The sequence below is a fragment of the Acidovorax sp. PRC11 genome (genome assembly GCF_031844105.1).
Lineage (GTDB): Bacteria > Pseudomonadota > Gammaproteobacteria > Burkholderiales > Burkholderiaceae_C > Paracidovorax.
In genome coordinates, this window is sequence record NZ_JAUZUQ010000002.1 from 233,704 (window position 1) to 251,576 (window position 17,873).

Consider the following 17,873-nt stretch of genomic DNA (forward strand, 5'->3'; position numbering starts at 1 on the left):
ATAAATCGTTTGCCGGGGCTGCGGCCTGCTGAAGAGAATGCCACTGCGGCCGCATGCCGGCCAACCGTTTCCTCCACCCTGCCAGGGATTGCATTCCGCCATGTCTTCCGCCAGCCTGCTGCGCCTCCTGCTGCTCGCCGCCCTGTGGGGCGGCAGCTTTCTTTTCACCCGCTACACCGTCCCGGCCCTGGGGGCCGTGCCCACGGCCTTCGGGCGCGTGCTGCTCGCCGCCCTGGGGCTGATGGCGCTGGTGGCGCTGACGCGGCAACGCCCCGCGTTCCGCGGGCGCCTGGGGGCGGTGCTCGTGCTCGGGGTGGTCAACTCGGGCATTCCGTTCTGCATGTTCGCGCTCGCCGCGCGGGTGCTGCCGGCCGGCTACAGCGCGATGCTGAACGCCACCACGCCGCTCATGGGCGTGCTCATCGGCGCGGCGGCCTTCGGCGAGCGCATCACGGGCGCGGGCGCTGCGGGCGTGCTGCTCGGCATGGCCGGCGTGGCCGTGCTCGCGCAGGCCGGGCCGGTGGCCCTGGGCATGCCGGTCGCTTTGGGCATCGCGGCCTGCCTGGTGGCCACGGGCTGCTATGGGCTGGCGGGCTTTCTCACGCGCCGCTGGATCACCGCCCGCGGCGGGCTGGACAGCCGCCTGGTCGCCCTGGGCAGCCAGTGGGGCGCGGTGCTGGCGCTGGCACCGTGGGCGGCATGGCAGGCCTTCAGCCAGCCCGGCCTTGCCGCCCGGTGGGGCGCGGCGCCTGCGCCGGTGTGGGGGGCGCTGCTGGCCATGGGCCTGCTCTGCACCGCCTGGGCCTACGTGCTGTATTTCCGGCTGATCGCGGACGAGGGGCCGCTCAAGGCGCTGGCCGTGACGTTCCTGGTGCCGGCATTCGGCGTGGCCTGGGGCTGGCTGCTGCTGGACGAAGCCGTGACCGGCGCGCATGCCGTGGGCGGCGGCCTGATCGCGCTGGCGCTCTGGCTGGTGCTGCGGCCGGCGCCCGCGCGGCCGTGACGGGATGGAATGGGGCGATGTCCGACGGGACCGCAGGGGTGCCGCATCGTCATAATGCGCGCCATGCCCCACCGCTGGAAACCCAACGTCACCGTGGCCGCCGTCGTCGAGCAGGAGGGCCGCTTCCTCCTCGTGGAAGAGGACACGGCCGACGGCCTGCGGCTCAACAATCCCGCCGGGCACCTCGATCCCGGCGAGTCCCCCGAGCAGGCCTGCGTGCGCGAGGTGCTCGAGGAGACGGCCTACGACTTCACCGCCACCGCGCTGGTGGGGGTCTACCTCAACCGTTTCACGCGCAGCCGCACGGGCGACGACATCACCTACCTGCGCTTCGCCTTCGCCGGCACGCTGGGCGCGCACCACGCCTGGCGCACGCTGGACGACGGCATCGTGCGCACCGTCTGGATGACGCCCGAGGAACTGCGCTCCTGCGCCGACCGCCACCGCAGCCCGCTCGTGATGCGCTGCATCGAGGACTACCTCGCCGGGCAGCGGCACCCGGTGGGCATGATCCACACCGACCCGAGCGTGCTGCGCGGGAGCTGAAGCGGCCGCGGTCACGTTGGCGGCCTGCCGCCGGCAGGTCTTTGGCGCATGCCGCGAGCAGGCCCGCCGCGCGAAAAATACAATCCCGGGGATGACAGCCTCCCCCAAGCAGCGCATCGTCGTCGGCCTCTCCGGCGGCGTGGATTCCGCGGTGACAGCCCATCTCCTGAAGCAGCAGGGCCACGAAGTCGTGGGCATCTTCATGAAGAACTGGGAGGACGACGACGACAGCGAGTACTGTTCCTCCAACATCGATTTCGTCGATGCCGCGGCCGTGGCCGACGTGATCGGCATCGAGATCGAGCACGTCAACTTCGCCGCCGAGTACAAGGACCGCGTGTTCGCCGAGTTCCTGCGCGAGTACGAGGCCGGCCGCACGCCCAACCCCGACGTGCTCTGCAATGCCGAGATCAAGTTCAAGGCCTTCCTCGACCACGCCATGCGCGTAGGTGCCGAGAAGATCGCCACCGGCCACTACGCACGCGTGCGCCACAACCCCGCCACCGGCCTGCACGAACTGCTCAAGGGGCTGGACCCGGCGAAGGACCAGAGCTACTTCCTGCACCGCCTGAACCAGGCGCAGCTCTCGCGCACGCTGTTCCCGGTGGGCGAGCTGCGCAAGACCGAGGTGCGCCGCATCGCGGAGGAGATCGGCCTGCCCAACGCGAAGAAGAAGGACTCCACCGGCATCTGCTTCATCGGCGAGCGGCCGTTCCGCGAGTTCCTGAACCGCTACATCCAGCATGCGCCCGGCCCGATCCTGGACGAGCGCGGCCGCAGCCTGGGCCGCCACGTGGGCCTGTCGTTCTACACACTGGGCCAGCGCCAGGGCCTGGGCATCGGCGGCGTGAAGGACAAGGGCGCGCAGCGCGGCGGCGGCGAGCACGCGCCGTGGTTCGTGGCGCGCAAGGAGGTGGAGCGCAACGTGCTGCGCGTGGTGCAGGGGCACGACCACCCGTGGCTGCTGTCGCACACGCTGCAGGCCACCGACGCGAGCTGGGTGGCCGGGCGCCCCCCGGCCACGGGCGCCTGCGCGGCCAAGACGCGCTACCGCCAGCAGGACGCGGCCTGCACCGTCGCGCAGGCCGAGGGGCGGGATTTCGCCCTCGCGTTCCCCGAGGCGCAGTGGGCCGTCACGCCGGGGCAGAGCGCCGTGCTGTACGACGGCGACGTCTGCCTGGGCGGCGGCGTGATCACGGCCGCGGGCACGGACGCCGGCACGGTCTAGCGCAAGACCGCCGGCCCCGGCCAGAGGGTTTGTCCCTGTGACCGCACGCGGGAAAGTTCGCCTTCCCCGGTGCTGCCGCGCTTTGAGAAATGCCCCGCTGCGGTGATCATCATTCATCCAACGGAGACAAGCGCATGGCCTGGCAGCAAATCTACGACCCGTTCGGCAGCATGGTCCTCTCGACCGCCCTCGCGGCGATCCCGGTGGTGGTCATGCTCGCAGCCCTCGGCTTCTTCCACATCAAGGCGCACATCGCAGCGGGCATGGGCCTCGTCGCGGCGCTGCTCGTGGCCGTGTTCGCCTACGGCATGCCGGCGGACATGGCGGGCCGCGCCGCGCTGCTGGGGGGCTTCACGGGCCTGCTGCCGATCGGCTGGATCGTGCTCAACATCATCTTCCTGCACCAGCTCACGGAGCAGAACGGCAGCTTCAAGGTGCTGCAGGATTCGCTCTCGGGCATCACGGAGGACCGGCGCATCCAGCTGCTGCTTATCGCGTTCTGCTTCGGCGCGTTCTTCGAGGGGGCGGCGGGCTTCGGCACGCCGGTCGCGGTGACGGCGGCCATCCTCATCGGGCTGGGCTTCTCGCCGCTCGCGGCCTCGGGGCTCTCGCTCATCGCCAACACGGCGCCGGTGGCCTTCGGTGCGCTGGGCACGCCGATCCTCACGCTCGCCAAGGTGCACGGCTACGACGTGATGGAAGTGACCGCCATGGTCGGCCGCCAGCTGCCGTTCTTCTCGCTGCTGGTGCCGTTCTGGCTGATCTGGGCCTTCGCGGGCCGCAAGGGCATGGTGGAGATCTGGCCGGCGATCCTGGTCACGGGCGTGTCGTTCGCGGTGCCGCAGTTCCTGGTCTCCAACTTCATCGGGCCGGAGCTGGTGGACATCATCGCGGCGATCGTCTCCATGGTCTGCCTGATCGCCTTCCTGCGCGTCTGGAAGCCGAAATCGGTATGGACCTCGCCCTCGCTGCGCGGCAACGACGTGAGCGCGGCCGAGGCCAAGCCCCCGCAGCCCGTGGCGCGCCACACCCGCGCCGAGCTGGTGGCCGCGTGGATGCCCTGGGCCATCCTGTCGGTGTTCGTGTTCATCTGGGGCCTGCCGCCCGTCAAGGCCTGGCTCAACGGCCTGTTCGCGCCGTCCTTCCCCATGGCGGGGCTGCACAACCTGATCGAGAAGGTGCCGCCCGTCGTGCCCGTGCCCACCAAGGAGGGCGCGGTCTACACGCTGAACCTGCTGTCGGCCACCGGCACGGCGATCCTGCTGTCGGCGGTGGTGAGCGCCTTCCTGATGAAGTACAACCCGGTCGCCATCGTGCGCACCTTCCTGAAGACGATCTGGCTGGTGAAGTACTCGCTGCTCACGATCGTGCTCATGCTGGCGCTGGGCACGCTCACGCGCTACTCGGGCACCGACACCACGCTGGGCCTGGCGTTCGCCAACACGGGCGTGCTCTACCCGTTCTTCGGCACGCTGATGGGCTGGCTGGGCGTGGCGCTCACCGGCTCGGACACGGCCTCGAACGTGCTGTTCGGCGGCATGCAGAAGGTGGCTGCCGAGCAACTGGGGCTGTCGGCCAACCTGATGGGCGCGGCCAACAGCTCGGGCGGGGTGATGGGCAAGATGATCGACGCGCAATCGATCGTGGTCGCTTCCACGGCCACGCGCTGGTTCGACCACGAGGGCGACATCCTGCGCTACGTGTTCTTCCACTCCATCGCGCTGGCCTGCCTGGTGGGGCTGTACGTGACGATGCAGGCGTATGTCTGGCCGTTCACGCTGATGGTGGTGCACTGAGCGGGCGGCCGGCACGGCCCTTGCGGCGTCACATGGAGCCCGGGGGCAGTTCCTTCAGGGCATCGCGGATGGTGCGCGCGACCAATTGCTGGCGCTCGCGCGGCAGGCGGGCCAGCGTGGTGGCCACGCTGACGGCCGCCACCGGCCGGCCGCGCGCGTCCCGCACCGCCATGCCCACGGCCAGCACGCCGCGCGTGGCGTGGTTGCCGATGACGGACCAGCCGCGCTCCCGCGTGGCGCGCACCAGCAGGCGCATGCGCTCCGGCGTCATGCCGCCGTAGGTGGGCAGGTGCGGTGCGTTGGCGGCGATGATGGCCTCCACCTCCGCATCCGGCAGGGCGGCGAGCAGGGCGAGGCCGGCGGCGCCCACGCCCAGCGGCTGGCGCGTGCCCACCTCGATCACCAGGATCTGCACCGGGTGCGTGCCCACCTGCCGCGCGATGCAGTGCGACAGCGGCCCTTCCCGCACGATGGCGAACGCCGCGTCGCCGCACGCGGCGCTGATGCGCGCGAGCAGCGGCTGCAGGTGCACCGCGCGGTTGGGCTGCGCGCCGGCCGGTGCGAGCGCCGCCATGCGCGGCCCGGGCACGTAGCGGAAGCGCCCCTGCCGCGCCACGTGGCCGCCTTCGAGCAGCGTGGCCAGCAACCGGTACACCGTGGGCCGCTCCAGCCCCGCGGCACGGCACAGGTCCACCACGCGCACGCCATCCGGCCCGCCCGAGAGCACCGCATCGAGCACCTGCAGGCCGCGCCGCAGCGTGCGGCTGCCGGCGTCGTCGTCCTCCGCCGGCACCGGCACGCGGGCCTGATCGTCCGCTGGCCGGACGTTTCGATTCGTGGTGCGAGAGGGCATTGCGAAGAATCCGGGTGTCGATGAAGTCCGTGCGCAGTGTGCCCCAAGGCCGCGCGACGCGGGCCGCGACGGCACCGTGTCGCATCCAGGAGACAAGACCATGACCGTGACCCACCCGACCCTTCGCCCCTTCACGCGCCGGCGCCTGCCGGCTTTCACCGCCGCCCTGGGCGCCATCGCCTGCGCGGCCGCCACGGCCCTCGCCGCGCCGCCCGCGCAGGCACAGCCGCAGGCCGCGGGGGCCTGGCCCGCCCGGCCCGTGCGCCTCGTCGTCGGCTATGCGGCGGGCGGCGCGACCGACGTCATCGCGCGCATCGTGGCCGTGAAGCTCGGGGAGCGCCTGGGCCAGCCGGTGGTGGTGGACAACCGCGCGGGCGCCAACAGCAACGTCGGCGCCGAGGTGGTGGCCAAGTCGCCGGCGGACGGCTACACGCTCTACGTCTTCACCATCGCCAACACCATCAATGCCTCGCTGTACGGCCGGCTGGGCTACGACCCGCAGAAGGACTTCGAGCCCATCGGCCTGATCGCCAAGATCCCCAACATCCTGGTGGTGAACAACCAGCTGCCCGTCAAAAGCGTGGCCGATTACATCCGCTTCGCCAAGGAGTCGAAGGACGGCATCACCTTCGCGTCGTCGGGCAGCGGCTCGTCCATCCACCTCTCGGGCGAGATGTTCAAGATGCAGACGAAGCTCAACATGCTGCACGTGCCCTACAAGGGCAGCGCGCCGGCCGTCACGGACCTGCTGGGCGGACAGGTGCAGTCGATGTTCGACAACACGCCCTCGGCACTGCCGCACGTGCAGGTCGGGCGGCTGCGGGCCATCGCGATCACCAGCGCCCAGCGCTCGCCGCTGCTGCCCGACGTGCCCACGGTGGCGGAATCGGGCTTCCCGGGCTTCGACGTGCAGTCGTGGTTCGGCCTGGCCGCGCCCGCGGGCACGCCCCGGCCCGTGATCGACCGCGTGAACGCCGAACTGGTCAAGGTGTTGAACGCGCCCGACGTGCGCCAGCGCTTCCAGGACCTCGCCGCCACGCCGGAGCCCGGCACGCCCGAGCAGATGCGCACGTTCACGGCCGCCGAGATCCAGCGCTGGCGCGAGGTGGTCAAGGCCTCCGGCGCCAAGGCCGAGTGAGCCGCTCTTCAGAGCCTTTCCAGCAGCACTTTCGCAGGAGTTCTCCGACCCATGTTCCCGATCGATTTCTTCTGGCGGGCCGCCACGCGCTGGCCCGACCGCATCGCCATCGACGCGCCGGAGGGCGCCATCCGCTACGACGCGCTGGCGGCGCGCGTGGCGGCCCTGGCCGCGGCGCTGGTGGCGCGCGACCCGGCGCCGCAGAGCCGCGTCGGCATCTGCGCGCACAACAGCGCCGACCACATCGCGGCGCTGCTGGCGGTGCTGGCCTGCGGCAAGGTGTGGGTGCCGCTCAATCCCAAGAGCACGCAGCCGGAGATCCGCCGCATCGTCGATGCGACCGCGCCCTCGCTGCTGGTGCTCGATCCGGAATGCGCCCCGCTGCTGGAAGGCGCGCCCGGCGAACGCATCCACACCCATGCTGGCGCGGAGCACGGCGCGGGCGCCGTTCCCACCGTCCAGGCCCTGGCCGAGCGCCATGCCGGCGCGGCGCGCCCGGTGTTCGACCTGCCGGACAGCGCCACGCAGGCCATCAAGTTCACCGGCGGCACCACGGGCGCGCCCAAGGGCGTGATGCAGCCCTACCGCGCCTGGATGGCCAACATCGCCAACCAGATCCAGGCCTGGGGCTTTGGCGAAGACGAGCGCTACATCGTCGCCGCGCCGATCACGCACGGCACCTCCACCTACCTGCTGCCCATCCTGGCGCAGGGCGGCTGCCACGTGGTGCTGCAGGGCGCGGGCGCCGAGGCGGTGCGCACGGCCTTCCGCGAGCGCGGCGGCACCGTGTGCTTCATGCCGCCCACGCTGGTGTACATGCTGATGGCGCTGCCCGGCGCCAGCCGCGCGGACTTTCCCCGCCTGCGCCGGCTGATCTACGGCGGCGCGCCCATGCCGCCCGAGAAGATCCGCGAGGTGCGTGCGTTCTTCGGCCCGGTTCTGGGCACCACCTACGGCCAGACCGAGGCGCCGCAGATCCTCACCGTGATGCGGCCGGAGGACTTCGAGGACGAGCGCAACTGGGCCGCCGTGGGCCGCACCACCTGGTTCAGCGACGTGGCCGTCATGGCGCCCGACGGCCGCCTGCTGCCCCCGGGCGAAGTGGGCGAGGTGGTGGCGCGCGGCGACCTGCTCATGACCGGCTACTGGCGCCTGCCCGAGAAGACCGCCGAAACCCTGGTGGACGGCTGGCTGCACACGGGCGACCGCGGCCTGATCGACGAGCGCGGCTACCTCTACCTCAAGGACCGCCTCAAGGACCTGGTCATCACCGGCGGCTTCAACGTCTACCCGGTGGACGTGGAGAACGCCCTCGGCCAGCACCCGGCGGTCCACGAATGCGCCGTGTTCGGCATCCCCGACGACAAGTGGGGCGAGGCGGTGCAGGCCGCCGTGCAGCTGCGCGCGGGCCATGCCGCCACCGAGGCCGAGCTGATCGCCTTCGTGCGCGAGCGCCTGGGCCCGGTGCAGACGCCCAAGCGCATCCGCTTCCTCGACAGCCTGCCGCGCTCGCCCGTCGGCAAGGTGCTCAAGAACGCCGTGCGCGAACAGGCGCTCGCCACCCCCTGAACCGGAGAACCCATTCCATGACATCCGTCCGCAACGACGCCCCCGTCACCCGCCTGTGCACGCACACCCTCACCAGCCTGCACTACCGCGACGCCGACCTGGTCGAGGACCTGATGGGCAAGAAGACCTTCACCGAGGTGATGCTGATGCAGATCCTGGGCCGCACGCCGCGCCCGGTGGACCTGCGCATCGCCGACGTGGTGCTCATCGTGCTCATGGAGCACGGCCTCACGCCCAGCGCCATCGCCACGCGGCTCATCTACATGAGCGCGCCGGAGAACCTGCAGGGCGCCGTCAGCGCCGGCCTGCTGGCCGTGGGCAGTTCCTTCGTGGGCACCATGGAGAACTGCGCGCGCCTGCTCGACCGCATCATGGCCGCCGACGATCCCGATGCCGAGGCGCAGGCCATCGCGCGGGAATGCAAGGCGAACCAGAGCGCCGTGCCCGGCTTCGGCCACCACCTGCACAAGCCGGTCGATCCGCGCGCCTACAAGCTGCTGGAACTGGCGCGCGCCGAGCCCGACCTCGCCGGCCGGCACGTCCGGGCCCTGGAGACGCTGTCCAAGGCCGTGGACGCGGTCGCCGGCCGGCCCATCACCATCAACGCCACGGGCGCCGTCGCCGCGCTGCTGGGCGAGATCGGCGTGCCCACGGGCGTGATGCGCGGCTTCGCCGTCATCTCCCGCGCGGCGGGGCTGGTGGCGCACATCGTGGAGGAGCAGCAGAGCCCCTCGGGCCGCTTCATCTGGGACACCGTGGAGCACGCCATTCCCTATGTCGGCGAGGGCGGCAAGCCTTCGGACGGCGGGGCGCCGACATGAGCGGCGAAGACACCGATCCCGGTGCCCGCCGCCCGCCCGCGCTGCCGCTGGACCTGTCCGGCCGCGTGGTCTTCGTCGCCGGCGGCGGCTCGGCCGGCCCCGGCTGGAGCATCGGCCGCGCCGCCTGCGTGACCTATGCCCGCCTGGGCGCCGCCGTCTGCGTGGCCGACCGCGATGCGGCGTCGGCCGCGGAAACCACCGCGCTCATCCTGGCGGAGGGCGGCGAGGCCGCCACCCTCGTGGGCGACGTGGCCCTCGAGGCCGACGTGCAGCGCCTCTTCGCCGAGGCCCGCGCGCGCTTCGGCGCCATCGACGTGCTGCACCACAACGTGGGCATCGGCAAGACCGGCGGCCCGCTGGAGACGACGGCGGACGACCTGGACCGCATCCATGCGGTGAACGTGCGCAGCCTGCTGCTGTGCGCGCAGCAGGTGCTGCCGGACATGGTGGAGCGCGGGCGCGGCTCGGTCATCGCCATCTCGTCGGTGGCCGGCATGCGCTACGTGGGCTATCCGCACCTGGCCTACAGCGTCACCAAGGCCGCGGTGACCCAGTTCACGCGCATGATCGCGCAGCAGTACGCGCCCCACGGCCTCCGCGCCAACACCGTGGTGCCCGGCCTGATCGACACGCCGCGCATCGCCGGCACGGTGGCGAAGATGTTCTCCGGCACCAGCCTGGACGAGGCCCGCGCCGCCCGCGCGCGGCAGGTGCCCATGGGGCGCATGGGCACGGCGTGGGAGGTGGCGCACGCCTGCGCCTTCCTTGCCTCGGATGCCGCCGCCTACGTCACGGGCACGGAGCTGGTGGTGGACGGCGGGCTGACGGGGAAGTACGCGTAGAGACCGCATCGTCCATACTGTCGATCAGCTCGACAGGAGGGACGACGATGCCGGGATCACACGCGTTGCGGACGCCGCCGCCCACGATGGGGGCGGAGGGGCGGGGCGCCTTGCCGGTGCAGCAGCTCACGGAGCTCATCGAGGCATCCCGCCAAGGCTATGCCCTGTTCGATGCCGACGACCGCCTGCACTATGCCAATCCGGCCTTCCGCGCATCGCTCGGCCTGGCGCCGGGCGAGTTTCCCTCGTGGGAAGGCCTCATGCGCAAGGGCTACCACGCCTCCACCGGCACCGTGGTCGAGACGGACGACTTCGACGTCTGGCTGCGGTCCGCCAGGAGCCGGCGCGGCAAGCTGCCGTACCGGACCATCGAGACGAACCTGAAGGACGGGCGCTGGGTGCTGACCACGGAAACCACGCTGCCCGGCGGCTGGATGCTGTGCGTCCTGACGGACGTATCGGAACTGGGCACCGGGCTGCGCGACCTGCGGCAGGAGCGGGACCGGGCCCTGAAATCCGCCCTTAGCGACGAGCTGACCGGCCTGGGCAACCGCCGCTACGCCATGGATATCCTGAAGCAGAAGCTGGGGCCCAGCAAGGCGCAGCAGATGGTCGTCGCCATCCTCGACATCGACCATTTCAAAGCCGTGAACGACCGATTCGGGCATCCGGGCGGCGACTTGGTGCTCAAGGACTTCGCGGCCCAGCTCGCCCTCGCCGCCGGCCGGGACGATCTGGCGGGGCGCATCGGCGGGGAGGAATTCCTGCTGGTGCTACAGGGGATGGACATGGCGCAGGCCGAGGATCTGCTGCGCAGGCTGCTGGTGTCGGTGTCCGGCCGCGCCCCGTTGCCCGGTGCGCCGGATTTCCGCTACAGCTGCTCCGCCGGAGCCGCGCTGGCGGGCCCGGGAGAGACGGCGGGCGAGGTGCTGCGCCGGGCGGACCAGGCGCTCTATCAGGCCAAGCAGGGGGGCCGCAACCGCGTCGTCGTCTCTCCGGAACCGGCGGGCCCGCCGGCCTCCGCGGCCGGCCCGGCCCGGGCCGCCGCGGGCTGAGAGGGGACGCGGCCGCGCCGCTCAGCCGCGCCGGCCCTCGGGGTCGCTCGGCCCGTTGCGGTCGGACATTACTTCTGCCGGGGGCTCGAGGTCGCCGCTGTCGCCGCCCTCGGCCTCCCAGGTGCCGCCCTCGCGGCCGGTCTTGCCGCGCGGATAGCCCATGGTGGTGCCGTCGTCGAAATTCAGCGGGCCGCCCTCGCGCGGATCGTCGAAGGGCTGGACCGAGATCTCGTCGATGCCGTCGGACACGTCGCGTTCGGCATTCAGGTGGTCGTTGATGTCGTCGCCCTCGGGCAGCTCCGCCGTGGGGTCGTCGGTGGGGTCGATGCCGGGTTCGTCGTCAAGGGAGGGAGGTGTGCGCATGGGAGGCTCCTTGGATGGATGCCGGCGGTAGGCCAGCCGATGCATGCAGCTTCCCGCAGCTGGCGTCGAGGGACAGTGGGTACGCGGCGTGAACGAAGGTAGGAGATCTGCCATGCCGCATGGGACACGCAGGCCTGCTTGCGGGAGCAGCAGTCATACCAAAATTTATTCGCCAATCAACGAAATTTAATATCCGGTCTCAGCCATTCGGATATTTGCCTCCATAGAATCGCCAGCCTCCATATTGAATGCATGGCGCCGTCCATGCACCTTGCGACATGGCATTGCCTCAGGATGGTACAACTATGGCACGCCCGGCAATGGCGCCGGCCAGTATTGCCATTCCAGCCTGCTGAATTTTCTACAAGTGCATTCCGACGAATGGAGGTTCCAATACAAGCCGCTTGCAGGCGCGTATGAACTGTATTCCGGAGAATTGAGCGAGCCCCGCCCGGCGGGATCATCCGGTGCCAGCCTATCCATACGGATCGACAAGGAAGCAGCCCGGCAGATGTTCGCGCAGATGGGGCCTGATGTCCCCCAACCTGTGCCCCTCCGAGCCCGGTGAACGGATGCGCCAGAAAAACGACTTGACCTGCTACCGCAGCCGGTCCGGCAAGCACAGCTGCTATGTCGGCTTCGATCTGGGCAGCGGCAAAAGCAAGGCCGGGAACATCTGCTGACCGGTTCGGGAGGGCTGCCACGGCGGGCGGCTCGCCTGCGCCCACGCCGCTGACGCCGGCGGGCTCACGGAGAGGACGCGATGCAGATGCGGTTGCCGCCGCTTTTCTTCGCCCGGTACATCGCCCCGTCGGCGTGCACCAGCAGGCCGTGCTCCTCGTCGCTGTGGTCGGGATAGATGGACACGCCGATGCTGGGCAGGATGTGCCGGCGGTGGCCCCCCAGGTCGAACGCCTCGCCGAAGGCGGCCAGGATCTTCTCGGCCGTGCTGCCGGCCTGTTCGGCGGAGTGGACGCCTTCGACCAGCACCACGAACTCGTCTCCGCCCAGCCGGGCCACCGTGTCGGAGGCGCGCACGCATTCCAGCAGGCGCTGCGCCACGCGCTGCAGCAGCAGATCGCCCGCGGCATGGCCCAGCGTGTCGTTGACCTCCTTGAAGCGGTCCAGGTCGATGAACAGCAGCGACAGCCGCTTGCCGTCGCGCCGGGCCCGCGCCAGCGCGGTGTGCAGGCGGTCCAGGAACAGCTGCCGGTTGGGCAGGCGGGTGAGCTGGTCGTACTGGGCCATCTGCCGCAGGCGTTCCAGCGTCTGCTTGCGTTCCACGGCCGCCGCCACCTGGGTGGAGACGAACTGCAGCAGTTCCTTGTCCTTGTCGGTGTAGTGCGACTGCTCCGAGTACCCCTGCAGCACCAGCACGCCCAGGACGCCCTGGCGCGTCTGCAGCGGCACGCCCAGCCACGAATGGGGCCGTGGCGCGGGTGCCCCATGCTCTGGCCAGGGCGATCCGTGCGCCTCTGCGGCGCCGGGCGTGAGCAGCAGCGTGCGGCCGGTGCGGATCACCTCGGCGTGCAGCGGCGCTTCGGCCAGCGGCAGGGAGGGCGGTGCGGGAGGGTGGTGTTCGTCGGCGTGGTACGGAAAGCTCAGGGTCTGCGCCAGGACGTCGTACAGCGCCACGGAGAGATTGGGGGCCGGCAGCAGCCTGCCGATGATCTGGTGGATGCGGCTGCACAGCGACTCCAGCGTCTGCTCGGTGTGGGCCGCTTCCGAGATGCCGTAGATGGCCGCCTGCAGTGCCTCGGTGGACTTGCGCTCGGTGATGTCGTGCGCCACGGCCAGGCGCACGTTGTGCTCCTCCAGCCGGCGCGCCGTCCAGCGGATGTGGGCGATGCGCCCGTCCTTGCGGATGTAGCGGTTCTCGAAGTGGAGCTGGAGCTGGCCGCCGGTGATGTGCTGCACCTGGTCCTGGGTGGCGGGCAGGTCGTCGGGATGCACCATGTCGAGCATGCGCTTGCCCGTCACTTCCTGCGGCGCGTAGCCGAAGATGCGCTCGAAGGCGGGGCTCACGAAGATGATGGTGCTGTCCGGTTCGACGATGCACACCGCATCGAGCAGCAGGTCCACGATGTTCAGGGACGAAATGCGTTGCATGGGGCGGGCAGGGTGCTCTGGGCGGGTGACCCATTGTGCCGCGATGCCGTGGTGCTGGGCCCACAGCCGGGCCGGTCAGCCCCCGCCCGCGGGCCTGCGCGTCACCCACCACGCGGAAACTACGATCAGCAGTCCGCCGACCCAGCCCTGCACCGCCATCCGCTCGCCCATCCACAGCACCGCGATCAGCGCCCCCCACAGCGGTTCGCTGCCCATGAGCAGCGCCACGCGCGAGGGACTGGTGCGCGATGCCGCATGGTTCTGCACGAAGAACGCGAACAGCGTGCACAGCAGCACCAGGAAGGCCATGGCCCCCCAGAACGGCAGGCTGCGCGGCAGCGGCGGCCAGACGGGGCCGTGCACGGCCAGCATGAGCAGCCCCGAGCCCAGCGCCATCACGCCCATCTGCACCGCCGTCACCGTGAGCGCGGGCAGACCGTGGCGCTGGCCGTGGCGCCGCGTGAGGCAGACCATCACGCCCCGCAGGAAGGCCGCCATCACCATGAGGCCGTCGCCCCAGGCCAGGCCGGACCGGCCGCCGTGCTGGAACGCCAGCAGCCCCGCCCCCAGCAGCGACAGGCCCGCCGCCGCGAGCACCGCGCGGCTAGGCCGTTCTCCGAGCAGCCACCATTCGCACAGCGGCGTGAAGGCCACGCACAGGCTGATCAGGAAGGCCGCGTTCGAGGCGGTGGTCAGCGAGACGCCGAAGGTCTCGCACACGAAGATCGCCAGCAGGTTGATGCCCAGCAGCGAAGCGCCCGCGAGCGCCGCCGGCCATGCGGCCCCCGCCAGCCCGCGCAGCGCCGGCAGCAGCAGCAGGAAGGTGAGGCCGAAGCGCAGCACCAGGAACTGCACCACGGGCACCTCGCCGGTGGCGATCTTGGCGGCGCTGTAGCTGCCGCCCCAGATCACGGCCACCAGGAGCAGCAGTCCTTCGACCGGGCCGAGCGCCGGCCGGTGCCCGGCGCGCGCGCTCCCGAAATCCTGCATCCCGCCTGTCTGCATCGGTGTTCCCATGGTCTTGCTGTGGACGAGCATTGTTCGCCGCGCGTGGCGGCGTTGACTAGACTGCGCGGGAGAACAGGAGCTGTGCACGGTGAGAACAGATGATTTCCTGGAAGTGGTGCATGAACTCGTGGCCTTCGTGCGCGTGGCGGAGGCGGGCAGCTTCTCCGCGGCCGCGCGGCGCCACGGGCTGACGCCCTCCGCCGTGAGCCGGCAGGTCGCCCGGCTGGAGAAGGCCCTGGGCGTCTCGCTGCTGCGGCGCACCACCCGTCAGCTGCACCTGACGGAGGCCGGGCGCGAGGTGCTGGAGCGCGGGCGCGCGCTGGTGGCGGCCGCCCAGGCCACGCTGCGCGTCGCCGAGGGCCATGTGGGTGGGCCCCGCGGGCTGGTGCGCCTGAGCGCGCCGAAGGCCTTCGCGCGCCATGTGCTGCACGAACCGCTGCTGGCCTTCCTGCGCGCCTGCCCCGAGGTGGATCTGCATCTGCTGGTGGACGACCGCCCGGTGGATGCGCTGCGCGAGGGGGTCGATCTCGTCGTGCGCATGACCGACGATCCGCCGCCGGGCATGGCCGCGCGCGCGCTGATGTCCGTGCGGCAGTGGGTGCTCGCCAGCCCGGCCTACCTGGCGTCGTCCGGGCGCCCGATCCTCCGCCCGGAAGACCTGGCGGCACACCGCTGCCTGCCGCTCGGCGAGCAGGCGGGCGACAGCCTCTGGCGCTTCGCCCGCCGCGCAGGCGGAGCCTCCCACGGCGGCGATGGCGATGGCGATGGCGAAAACGACGGCACGGTGGACGTGACGGTGTATGGCCGCTATGCCGTCAACCACAGCGAGATGCGCCTCGCGGCGATCGAGGCGGGGCTGGGCGTGGGCTGCGTGCCGGACTTCGTCGCGCGCGACGCGCTGCAGGCCGGGCGGGTGGTGCGGCTGCTTTCCGGATGGACCGTCGCCAGCCACTACCAGGGCACGGCCTATCTGCTGTTTCCCGCGTCCCGGCACCTGCCGCCGAAGCTGCGGGTGCTGATCGACCACCTCGTCGCTGCATTGGGCTCCGCCGGAACGTGATTGCGCAAGCGGGTCCACCCGGGCCGGGCTGGCCGCGCAGGAGGTTCGACCGTAAACTACGGGCGAGGAGAGAGGGCTGCATCGGTGGGCGCGAGCGTTCGTCCCCGAAAATCCGGCGTCCCGGAGGGCGGGGCGCCGCCTTGGGCTGCCCCAGGCAGAAAAGGATGCACATGGCGACGGCGATCTATTCCGATCCGTTGGCTCCGTTTTTCGCGCATTCCGTCAGCGCAGCGGGGCTCGAGCGCGTCCTCCAGGTGGTCCGCCGGCACCTTTCCATGGACGTGGCCTTCATCTCCCGGTTCCGGGAGAACGACCGGGTGCTCGATTACGTCGACGGCGACGTCGACTGCGTGCTCCAGCCCGGGCAGGTGATACCGCTCGAGAGCGGCTACTGCCAGAAGGTGATGCGGGGCGAATTGCCGCAATACATCCCCGACACGTCCTGCGTGCCCGCGGCCCGCGACATCCCCGAGACCGCGGCCATCCCCATCGGCTCGCACCTCAGCACGCCCATCGTGCTCGAAGACGGCCGGCTCTTCGGCACGCTGTGCTGCTTCAGCTATCGGCCGGTCGCGGCCCTCACGGAACGCGACATGGACGTGCTGCGCGCCTTCGCCGAGTTCCTCGGCTTCTACTTCGACGCGGCGGCGCGGCGCGAGAAGGAACGGGAAACCGTCGCGCGCAGTGTCCGCACCGCCATGCAGGAGGGCCGCCTGCGCATTGTCTTCCAGCCCGTCTACGACATCGCGCGGCGCAGCCTCCATGGCTTCGAGTGCCTGTCCCGGTTCGACATGGAGCCCGTGCGCCCGCCGGACCAGTGGTTCATCGCGGCCCACGGCGTGGGGCTGGGCATGGAGCTGGAACTGCACGCCATCCGCACGGCGCTGTCGTCGCTGCACTGCTTTCCCGCCGGCCTCCTGTTCAACGTGAACTGCTCGCCGGACTTCATCCTGTCGGGCAGGCTGCAGGCGCTCCTGGAAGAAGGAACCGACGTGTCCCGCATCGTGCTGGAGGTGACCGAGCATGCCGCCGTCAGCGACTACGCGGCGCTGGCCCGGGCCCTGCAGCCGCTGCGCGCGCGCGGCACCCGCCTGGCCGTGGACGATGCGGGCGCGGGCTATTCCAGCATGCGCCACATCCTCCAGCTGCAGCCGGAGGTCATCAAGCTCGACATGAGCATCACGCAATCCATCGACCGCGACCGCCATCGCCGGGCGCTGGCCAAGGGCCTGATCAGCTTCGCGCACGAGATCGGCAGCCTGATCGTCGCGGAGGGCGTGGAGGAGGCCTCCGAACTGGACGCCCTCGGCCAGCTCGGCGTGGACTTCGCCCAGGGCTACTACCTCGCCCGGCCGCTGGCGCTGCAGGACGCCATCCTGGCCGCGCGCGGCGGCTGAGGGCGGCCGCCGGCCCCCGCGGCCTACATCCGCTCGATGCCGGCCATCTCCACCCACTGGGCCCAGCGGCGGATGTCTTCCTGGATGAAGCGCTGCAGGTCCGGGCCGGAGCGCCACTGGTTCTCGAAACCGCGTGCCGCATAGGCCTGCTGCACGGCGGGGTCCGCCATGGCCTGCTGCAGCGCGCGTCCCATGCCCTCGACGGCCGCGGCCGGCGTGCCGGCCGGCGCGGCCAGCCCGAACCAGCCCTGCAGCTCCAGGCCGGGCACGACGGAGCTGGCGGGCGGCACCTGGGGCAGCGACGGCAGCGGCCGGGGGCTGGTGACGGCGATCGGGCGCAGCCGGTCGTTCTGCAGCGCGGGCGCTGCCGAGAGCGTGTCGATGAACACGAAATCCAGCTGCCCGCCCATCAGGTCCGTGAGGATCTGCGTGACCGACTTGTACGACACCCCCTGGTAGCGCAACTCGGCGAGCACGCGCAGCAGCTCGGCCGGCACCTGGGACGACGAGCTGTAGTAGCCGTAGTTCAGCGAGCCGGGCTTCGCGCGCGCGGCCGCCACCAGTTCCTGGAGGCTGCGGTAGGGCGCGTCGGCGCGCACCAGCAGCACCGAGCTGAAACGGCCGAACATGCCGACCTGCACGAAATCCTTGAGCGGGTCGTAGCGCAGCTGGCGGTACAGGCTGACATTGGCGGCGTGCGTGGAATTGCTGGTGAGCAGGAAGGTGTAGCCGTCCGGCGCCGCGCCTTTCGCGGCCAGCGCGCCCAGGATGCCCGCGGCGCCGGGGCGGTTGTCCACCACCACGGTGGCCTGCGGCAGCGTGCGCGGCACGTGGCTGGCGAAGGTGCGCGCCACGAAATCCGCGGCACCGCCCGCGGCGGACGGCACGATCAGGCTGATGGGCCGCGCGCCCGGCCACGGGGCATCCGCCGCGCGCGCAGCGGGCAGGGCCAGCGTGGCGAGCGGCAGGCTGGCAAGGCCGCGCAGCAGCGCGCGGCGGTGGGGCTGCGGTGGGGTGGAGGGGGCGGTGCGGCGCATGGATGTGTCTCCTGGGGGGCTGTGTTTCTGGTCTTGGAGGGGGGCGGC

Annotated in this window: 17 protein-coding genes; 12 read left to right on the forward strand and 5 right to left on the reverse strand. The window is 71.2% G+C overall.

All coding sequences use genetic code 11. The annotated features are described in order from the left end of the window. The first annotated feature begins 100 nt into the window (after window positions 1–100). From Q9R47_RS03150 to Q9R47_RS03165, 4 genes are all read left to right on the forward strand, one after another. Window positions 101–1,003, forward strand: coding sequence for a DMT family transporter (locus Q9R47_RS03150; RefSeq protein WP_311231742.1), 903 nt, complete (start codon window positions 101–103; stop codon window positions 1,001–1,003). 63 nt (window positions 1,004–1,066) lie between these two features. After that, window positions 1,067–1,549, forward strand: coding sequence for an NUDIX hydrolase (locus Q9R47_RS03155; protein WP_311231743.1), 483 nt, complete (start codon window positions 1,067–1,069; stop codon window positions 1,547–1,549). A 91-nt stretch (window positions 1,550–1,640) separates the two neighbouring features. Continuing rightward, window positions 1,641–2,777 carry a tRNA 2-thiouridine(34) synthase MnmA gene (gene mnmA / locus Q9R47_RS03160; protein WP_311231744.1) on the forward strand — a complete coding sequence of 379 codons (1,137 nt, stop codon included), beginning with the start codon at window positions 1,641–1,643 and terminating at the stop codon, window positions 2,775–2,777. A 134-nt stretch (window positions 2,778–2,911) separates the two neighbouring features. Then, window positions 2,912–4,573, forward strand: a complete 1,662-nt coding sequence (locus Q9R47_RS03165; protein ID WP_311231745.1) for an L-lactate permease — start codon at window positions 2,912–2,914, stop codon at window positions 4,571–4,573. Between the two features lie 28 nt (window positions 4,574–4,601). Here Q9R47_RS03165 and Q9R47_RS03170 read toward each other — a convergent pair whose 3' ends face one another. Next, complete coding sequence (locus tag Q9R47_RS03170; RefSeq protein ID WP_311231746.1) at window positions 4,602–5,426, reverse strand: IclR family transcriptional regulator; 825 nt, start codon at window positions 5,424–5,426, stop codon at window positions 4,602–4,604. A 100-nt stretch (window positions 5,427–5,526) separates the two neighbouring features. Here Q9R47_RS03170 and Q9R47_RS03175 point away from each other — a divergent pair, with 100 nt between their 5' ends. Genes Q9R47_RS03175 through Q9R47_RS03195 form a run of 5 tightly spaced genes read left to right on the forward strand, consistent with a single transcriptional unit; the run spans window position 5,527 to window position 10,851 of the window. Next, entirely contained in the window at window positions 5,527–6,564 is a 1,038-nt protein-coding gene (locus tag Q9R47_RS03175; protein ID WP_311231747.1) for a tripartite tricarboxylate transporter substrate binding protein, read from the forward strand. Window positions 6,565–6,615: 51 nt separating this feature from the next. Continuing rightward, window positions 6,616–8,133, forward strand: coding sequence for an AMP-binding protein (locus Q9R47_RS03180; RefSeq protein ID WP_311231748.1), 1,518 nt, complete (start codon window positions 6,616–6,618; stop codon window positions 8,131–8,133). A gap of 17 nt (window positions 8,134–8,150) precedes the next feature. Further along, complete coding sequence (locus Q9R47_RS03185) at window positions 8,151–8,954, forward strand: citryl-CoA lyase (protein ID WP_311231749.1); 804 nt, start codon at window positions 8,151–8,153, stop codon at window positions 8,952–8,954. After that, window positions 8,951–9,796 carry an SDR family NAD(P)-dependent oxidoreductase gene (locus Q9R47_RS03190; RefSeq protein ID WP_311231750.1) on the forward strand — a complete coding sequence of 282 codons (846 nt, stop codon included), beginning with the start codon at window positions 8,951–8,953 and terminating at the stop codon, window positions 9,794–9,796. The genes Q9R47_RS03185 and Q9R47_RS03190 overlap by 4 nt, the downstream gene beginning before the upstream one ends. Window positions 9,797–9,843: 47 nt before the next feature. Next, complete coding sequence (locus tag Q9R47_RS03195) at window positions 9,844–10,851, forward strand: diguanylate cyclase domain-containing protein (protein ID WP_311231751.1); 1,008 nt, start codon at window positions 9,844–9,846, stop codon at window positions 10,849–10,851. A gap of 21 nt (window positions 10,852–10,872) precedes the next feature. On the opposite strand, the gene Q9R47_RS03200 is transcribed toward Q9R47_RS03195, so the two are convergent. Further along, the gene (locus tag Q9R47_RS03200; protein WP_311231752.1) at window positions 10,873–11,214 is read right to left on the reverse strand and encodes a serine/threonine protein kinase; all 342 of its coding nucleotides are present in this window, start codon (window positions 11,212–11,214) and stop codon (window positions 10,873–10,875) included. Between the two features lie 533 nt (window positions 11,215–11,747). On the opposite strand from Q9R47_RS03200, the gene Q9R47_RS03205 reads away from it, so the two are divergent. Further along, window positions 11,748–11,897 carry a hypothetical protein gene (locus Q9R47_RS03205; protein ID WP_311231753.1) on the forward strand — a complete coding sequence of 50 codons (150 nt, stop codon included), beginning with the start codon at window positions 11,748–11,750 and terminating at the stop codon, window positions 11,895–11,897. Window positions 11,898–11,961: 64 nt separating this feature from the next. Here Q9R47_RS03205 and Q9R47_RS03210 read toward each other — a convergent pair whose 3' ends face one another. Both Q9R47_RS03210 and Q9R47_RS03215 read right to left on the reverse strand, forming a co-directional pair. Continuing rightward, entirely contained in the window at window positions 11,962–13,323 is a 1,362-nt protein-coding gene (locus Q9R47_RS03210) for a diguanylate cyclase domain-containing protein (protein WP_311231754.1), read from the reverse strand. A gap of 75 nt (window positions 13,324–13,398) precedes the next feature. Then, entirely contained in the window at window positions 13,399–14,328 is a 930-nt protein-coding gene (locus tag Q9R47_RS03215) for a DMT family transporter (protein WP_311231755.1), read from the reverse strand. Between the two features lie 91 nt (window positions 14,329–14,419). On the opposite strand from Q9R47_RS03215, the gene Q9R47_RS03220 reads away from it, so the two are divergent. Together Q9R47_RS03220 and Q9R47_RS03225 are read left to right on the forward strand one after the other, a co-directional pair. Beyond that, the gene (locus tag Q9R47_RS03220) at window positions 14,420–15,391 is read left to right on the forward strand and encodes a LysR family transcriptional regulator (protein WP_311231756.1); all 972 of its coding nucleotides are present in this window, start codon (window positions 14,420–14,422) and stop codon (window positions 15,389–15,391) included. 170 nt (window positions 15,392–15,561) lie between these two features. Further along, window positions 15,562–16,788, forward strand: a complete 1,227-nt coding sequence (locus tag Q9R47_RS03225) for an EAL domain-containing protein (RefSeq protein WP_311231757.1) — start codon at window positions 15,562–15,564, stop codon at window positions 16,786–16,788. Between the two features lie 23 nt (window positions 16,789–16,811). On the opposite strand, the gene Q9R47_RS03230 is transcribed toward Q9R47_RS03225, so the two are convergent. Next, window positions 16,812–17,825: a tripartite tricarboxylate transporter substrate binding protein gene (locus Q9R47_RS03230; RefSeq protein WP_311231758.1), complete on the reverse strand. Its 1,014-nt coding sequence runs from the start codon at window positions 17,823–17,825 to the stop codon at window positions 16,812–16,814. Between the last annotated feature and the right edge of the window lie 48 nt (window positions 17,826–17,873).

What these genes read in the sequence shown, in the direction of transcription:
- Q9R47_RS03170 (WP_311231746.1), bottom strand. Translation starts at nt 5,426, where the DNA reads ATGCCCTCTCGCACCACGAATCGAAACGTCCGGCCAGCGGACGATCAG.
- mnmA (WP_311231744.1), top strand. Translation starts at nt 1,641, where the DNA reads ATGACAGCCTCCCCCAAGCAGCGCATCGTCGTCGGCCTCTCCGGCGGC.
- Q9R47_RS03185 (WP_311231749.1), top strand. Translation starts at nt 8,151, where the DNA reads ATGACATCCGTCCGCAACGACGCCCCCGTCACCCGCCTGTGCACGCAC.
- Q9R47_RS03205 (WP_311231753.1), top strand. Translation starts at nt 11,748, where the DNA reads ATGTCCCCCAACCTGTGCCCCTCCGAGCCCGGTGAACGGATGCGCCAG.
- Q9R47_RS03165 (WP_311231745.1), top strand. Translation starts at nt 2,912, where the DNA reads ATGGCCTGGCAGCAAATCTACGACCCGTTCGGCAGCATGGTCCTCTCG.
- Q9R47_RS03180 (WP_311231748.1), top strand. Translation starts at nt 6,616, where the DNA reads ATGTTCCCGATCGATTTCTTCTGGCGGGCCGCCACGCGCTGGCCCGAC.
- Q9R47_RS03225 (WP_311231757.1), top strand. Translation starts at nt 15,562, where the DNA reads ATGGCGACGGCGATCTATTCCGATCCGTTGGCTCCGTTTTTCGCGCAT.
- Q9R47_RS03230 (WP_311231758.1), bottom strand. Translation starts at nt 17,825, where the DNA reads ATGCGCCGCACCGCCCCCTCCACCCCACCGCAGCCCCACCGCCGCGCG.
- Q9R47_RS03150 (WP_311231742.1), top strand. Translation starts at nt 101, where the DNA reads ATGTCTTCCGCCAGCCTGCTGCGCCTCCTGCTGCTCGCCGCCCTGTGG.
- Q9R47_RS03190 (WP_311231750.1), top strand. Translation starts at nt 8,951, where the DNA reads ATGAGCGGCGAAGACACCGATCCCGGTGCCCGCCGCCCGCCCGCGCTG.
- Q9R47_RS03195 (WP_311231751.1), top strand. Translation starts at nt 9,844, where the DNA reads ATGCCGGGATCACACGCGTTGCGGACGCCGCCGCCCACGATGGGGGCG.
- Q9R47_RS03215 (WP_311231755.1), bottom strand. Translation starts at nt 14,328, where the DNA reads ATGCAGACAGGCGGGATGCAGGATTTCGGGAGCGCGCGCGCCGGGCAC.
- Q9R47_RS03200 (WP_311231752.1), bottom strand. Translation starts at nt 11,214, where the DNA reads ATGCGCACACCTCCCTCCCTTGACGACGAACCCGGCATCGACCCCACC.
- Q9R47_RS03210 (WP_311231754.1), bottom strand. Translation starts at nt 13,323, where the DNA reads ATGCAACGCATTTCGTCCCTGAACATCGTGGACCTGCTGCTCGATGCG.
- Q9R47_RS03155 (WP_311231743.1), top strand. Translation starts at nt 1,067, where the DNA reads ATGCCCCACCGCTGGAAACCCAACGTCACCGTGGCCGCCGTCGTCGAG.
- Q9R47_RS03175 (WP_311231747.1), top strand. Translation starts at nt 5,527, where the DNA reads ATGACCGTGACCCACCCGACCCTTCGCCCCTTCACGCGCCGGCGCCTG.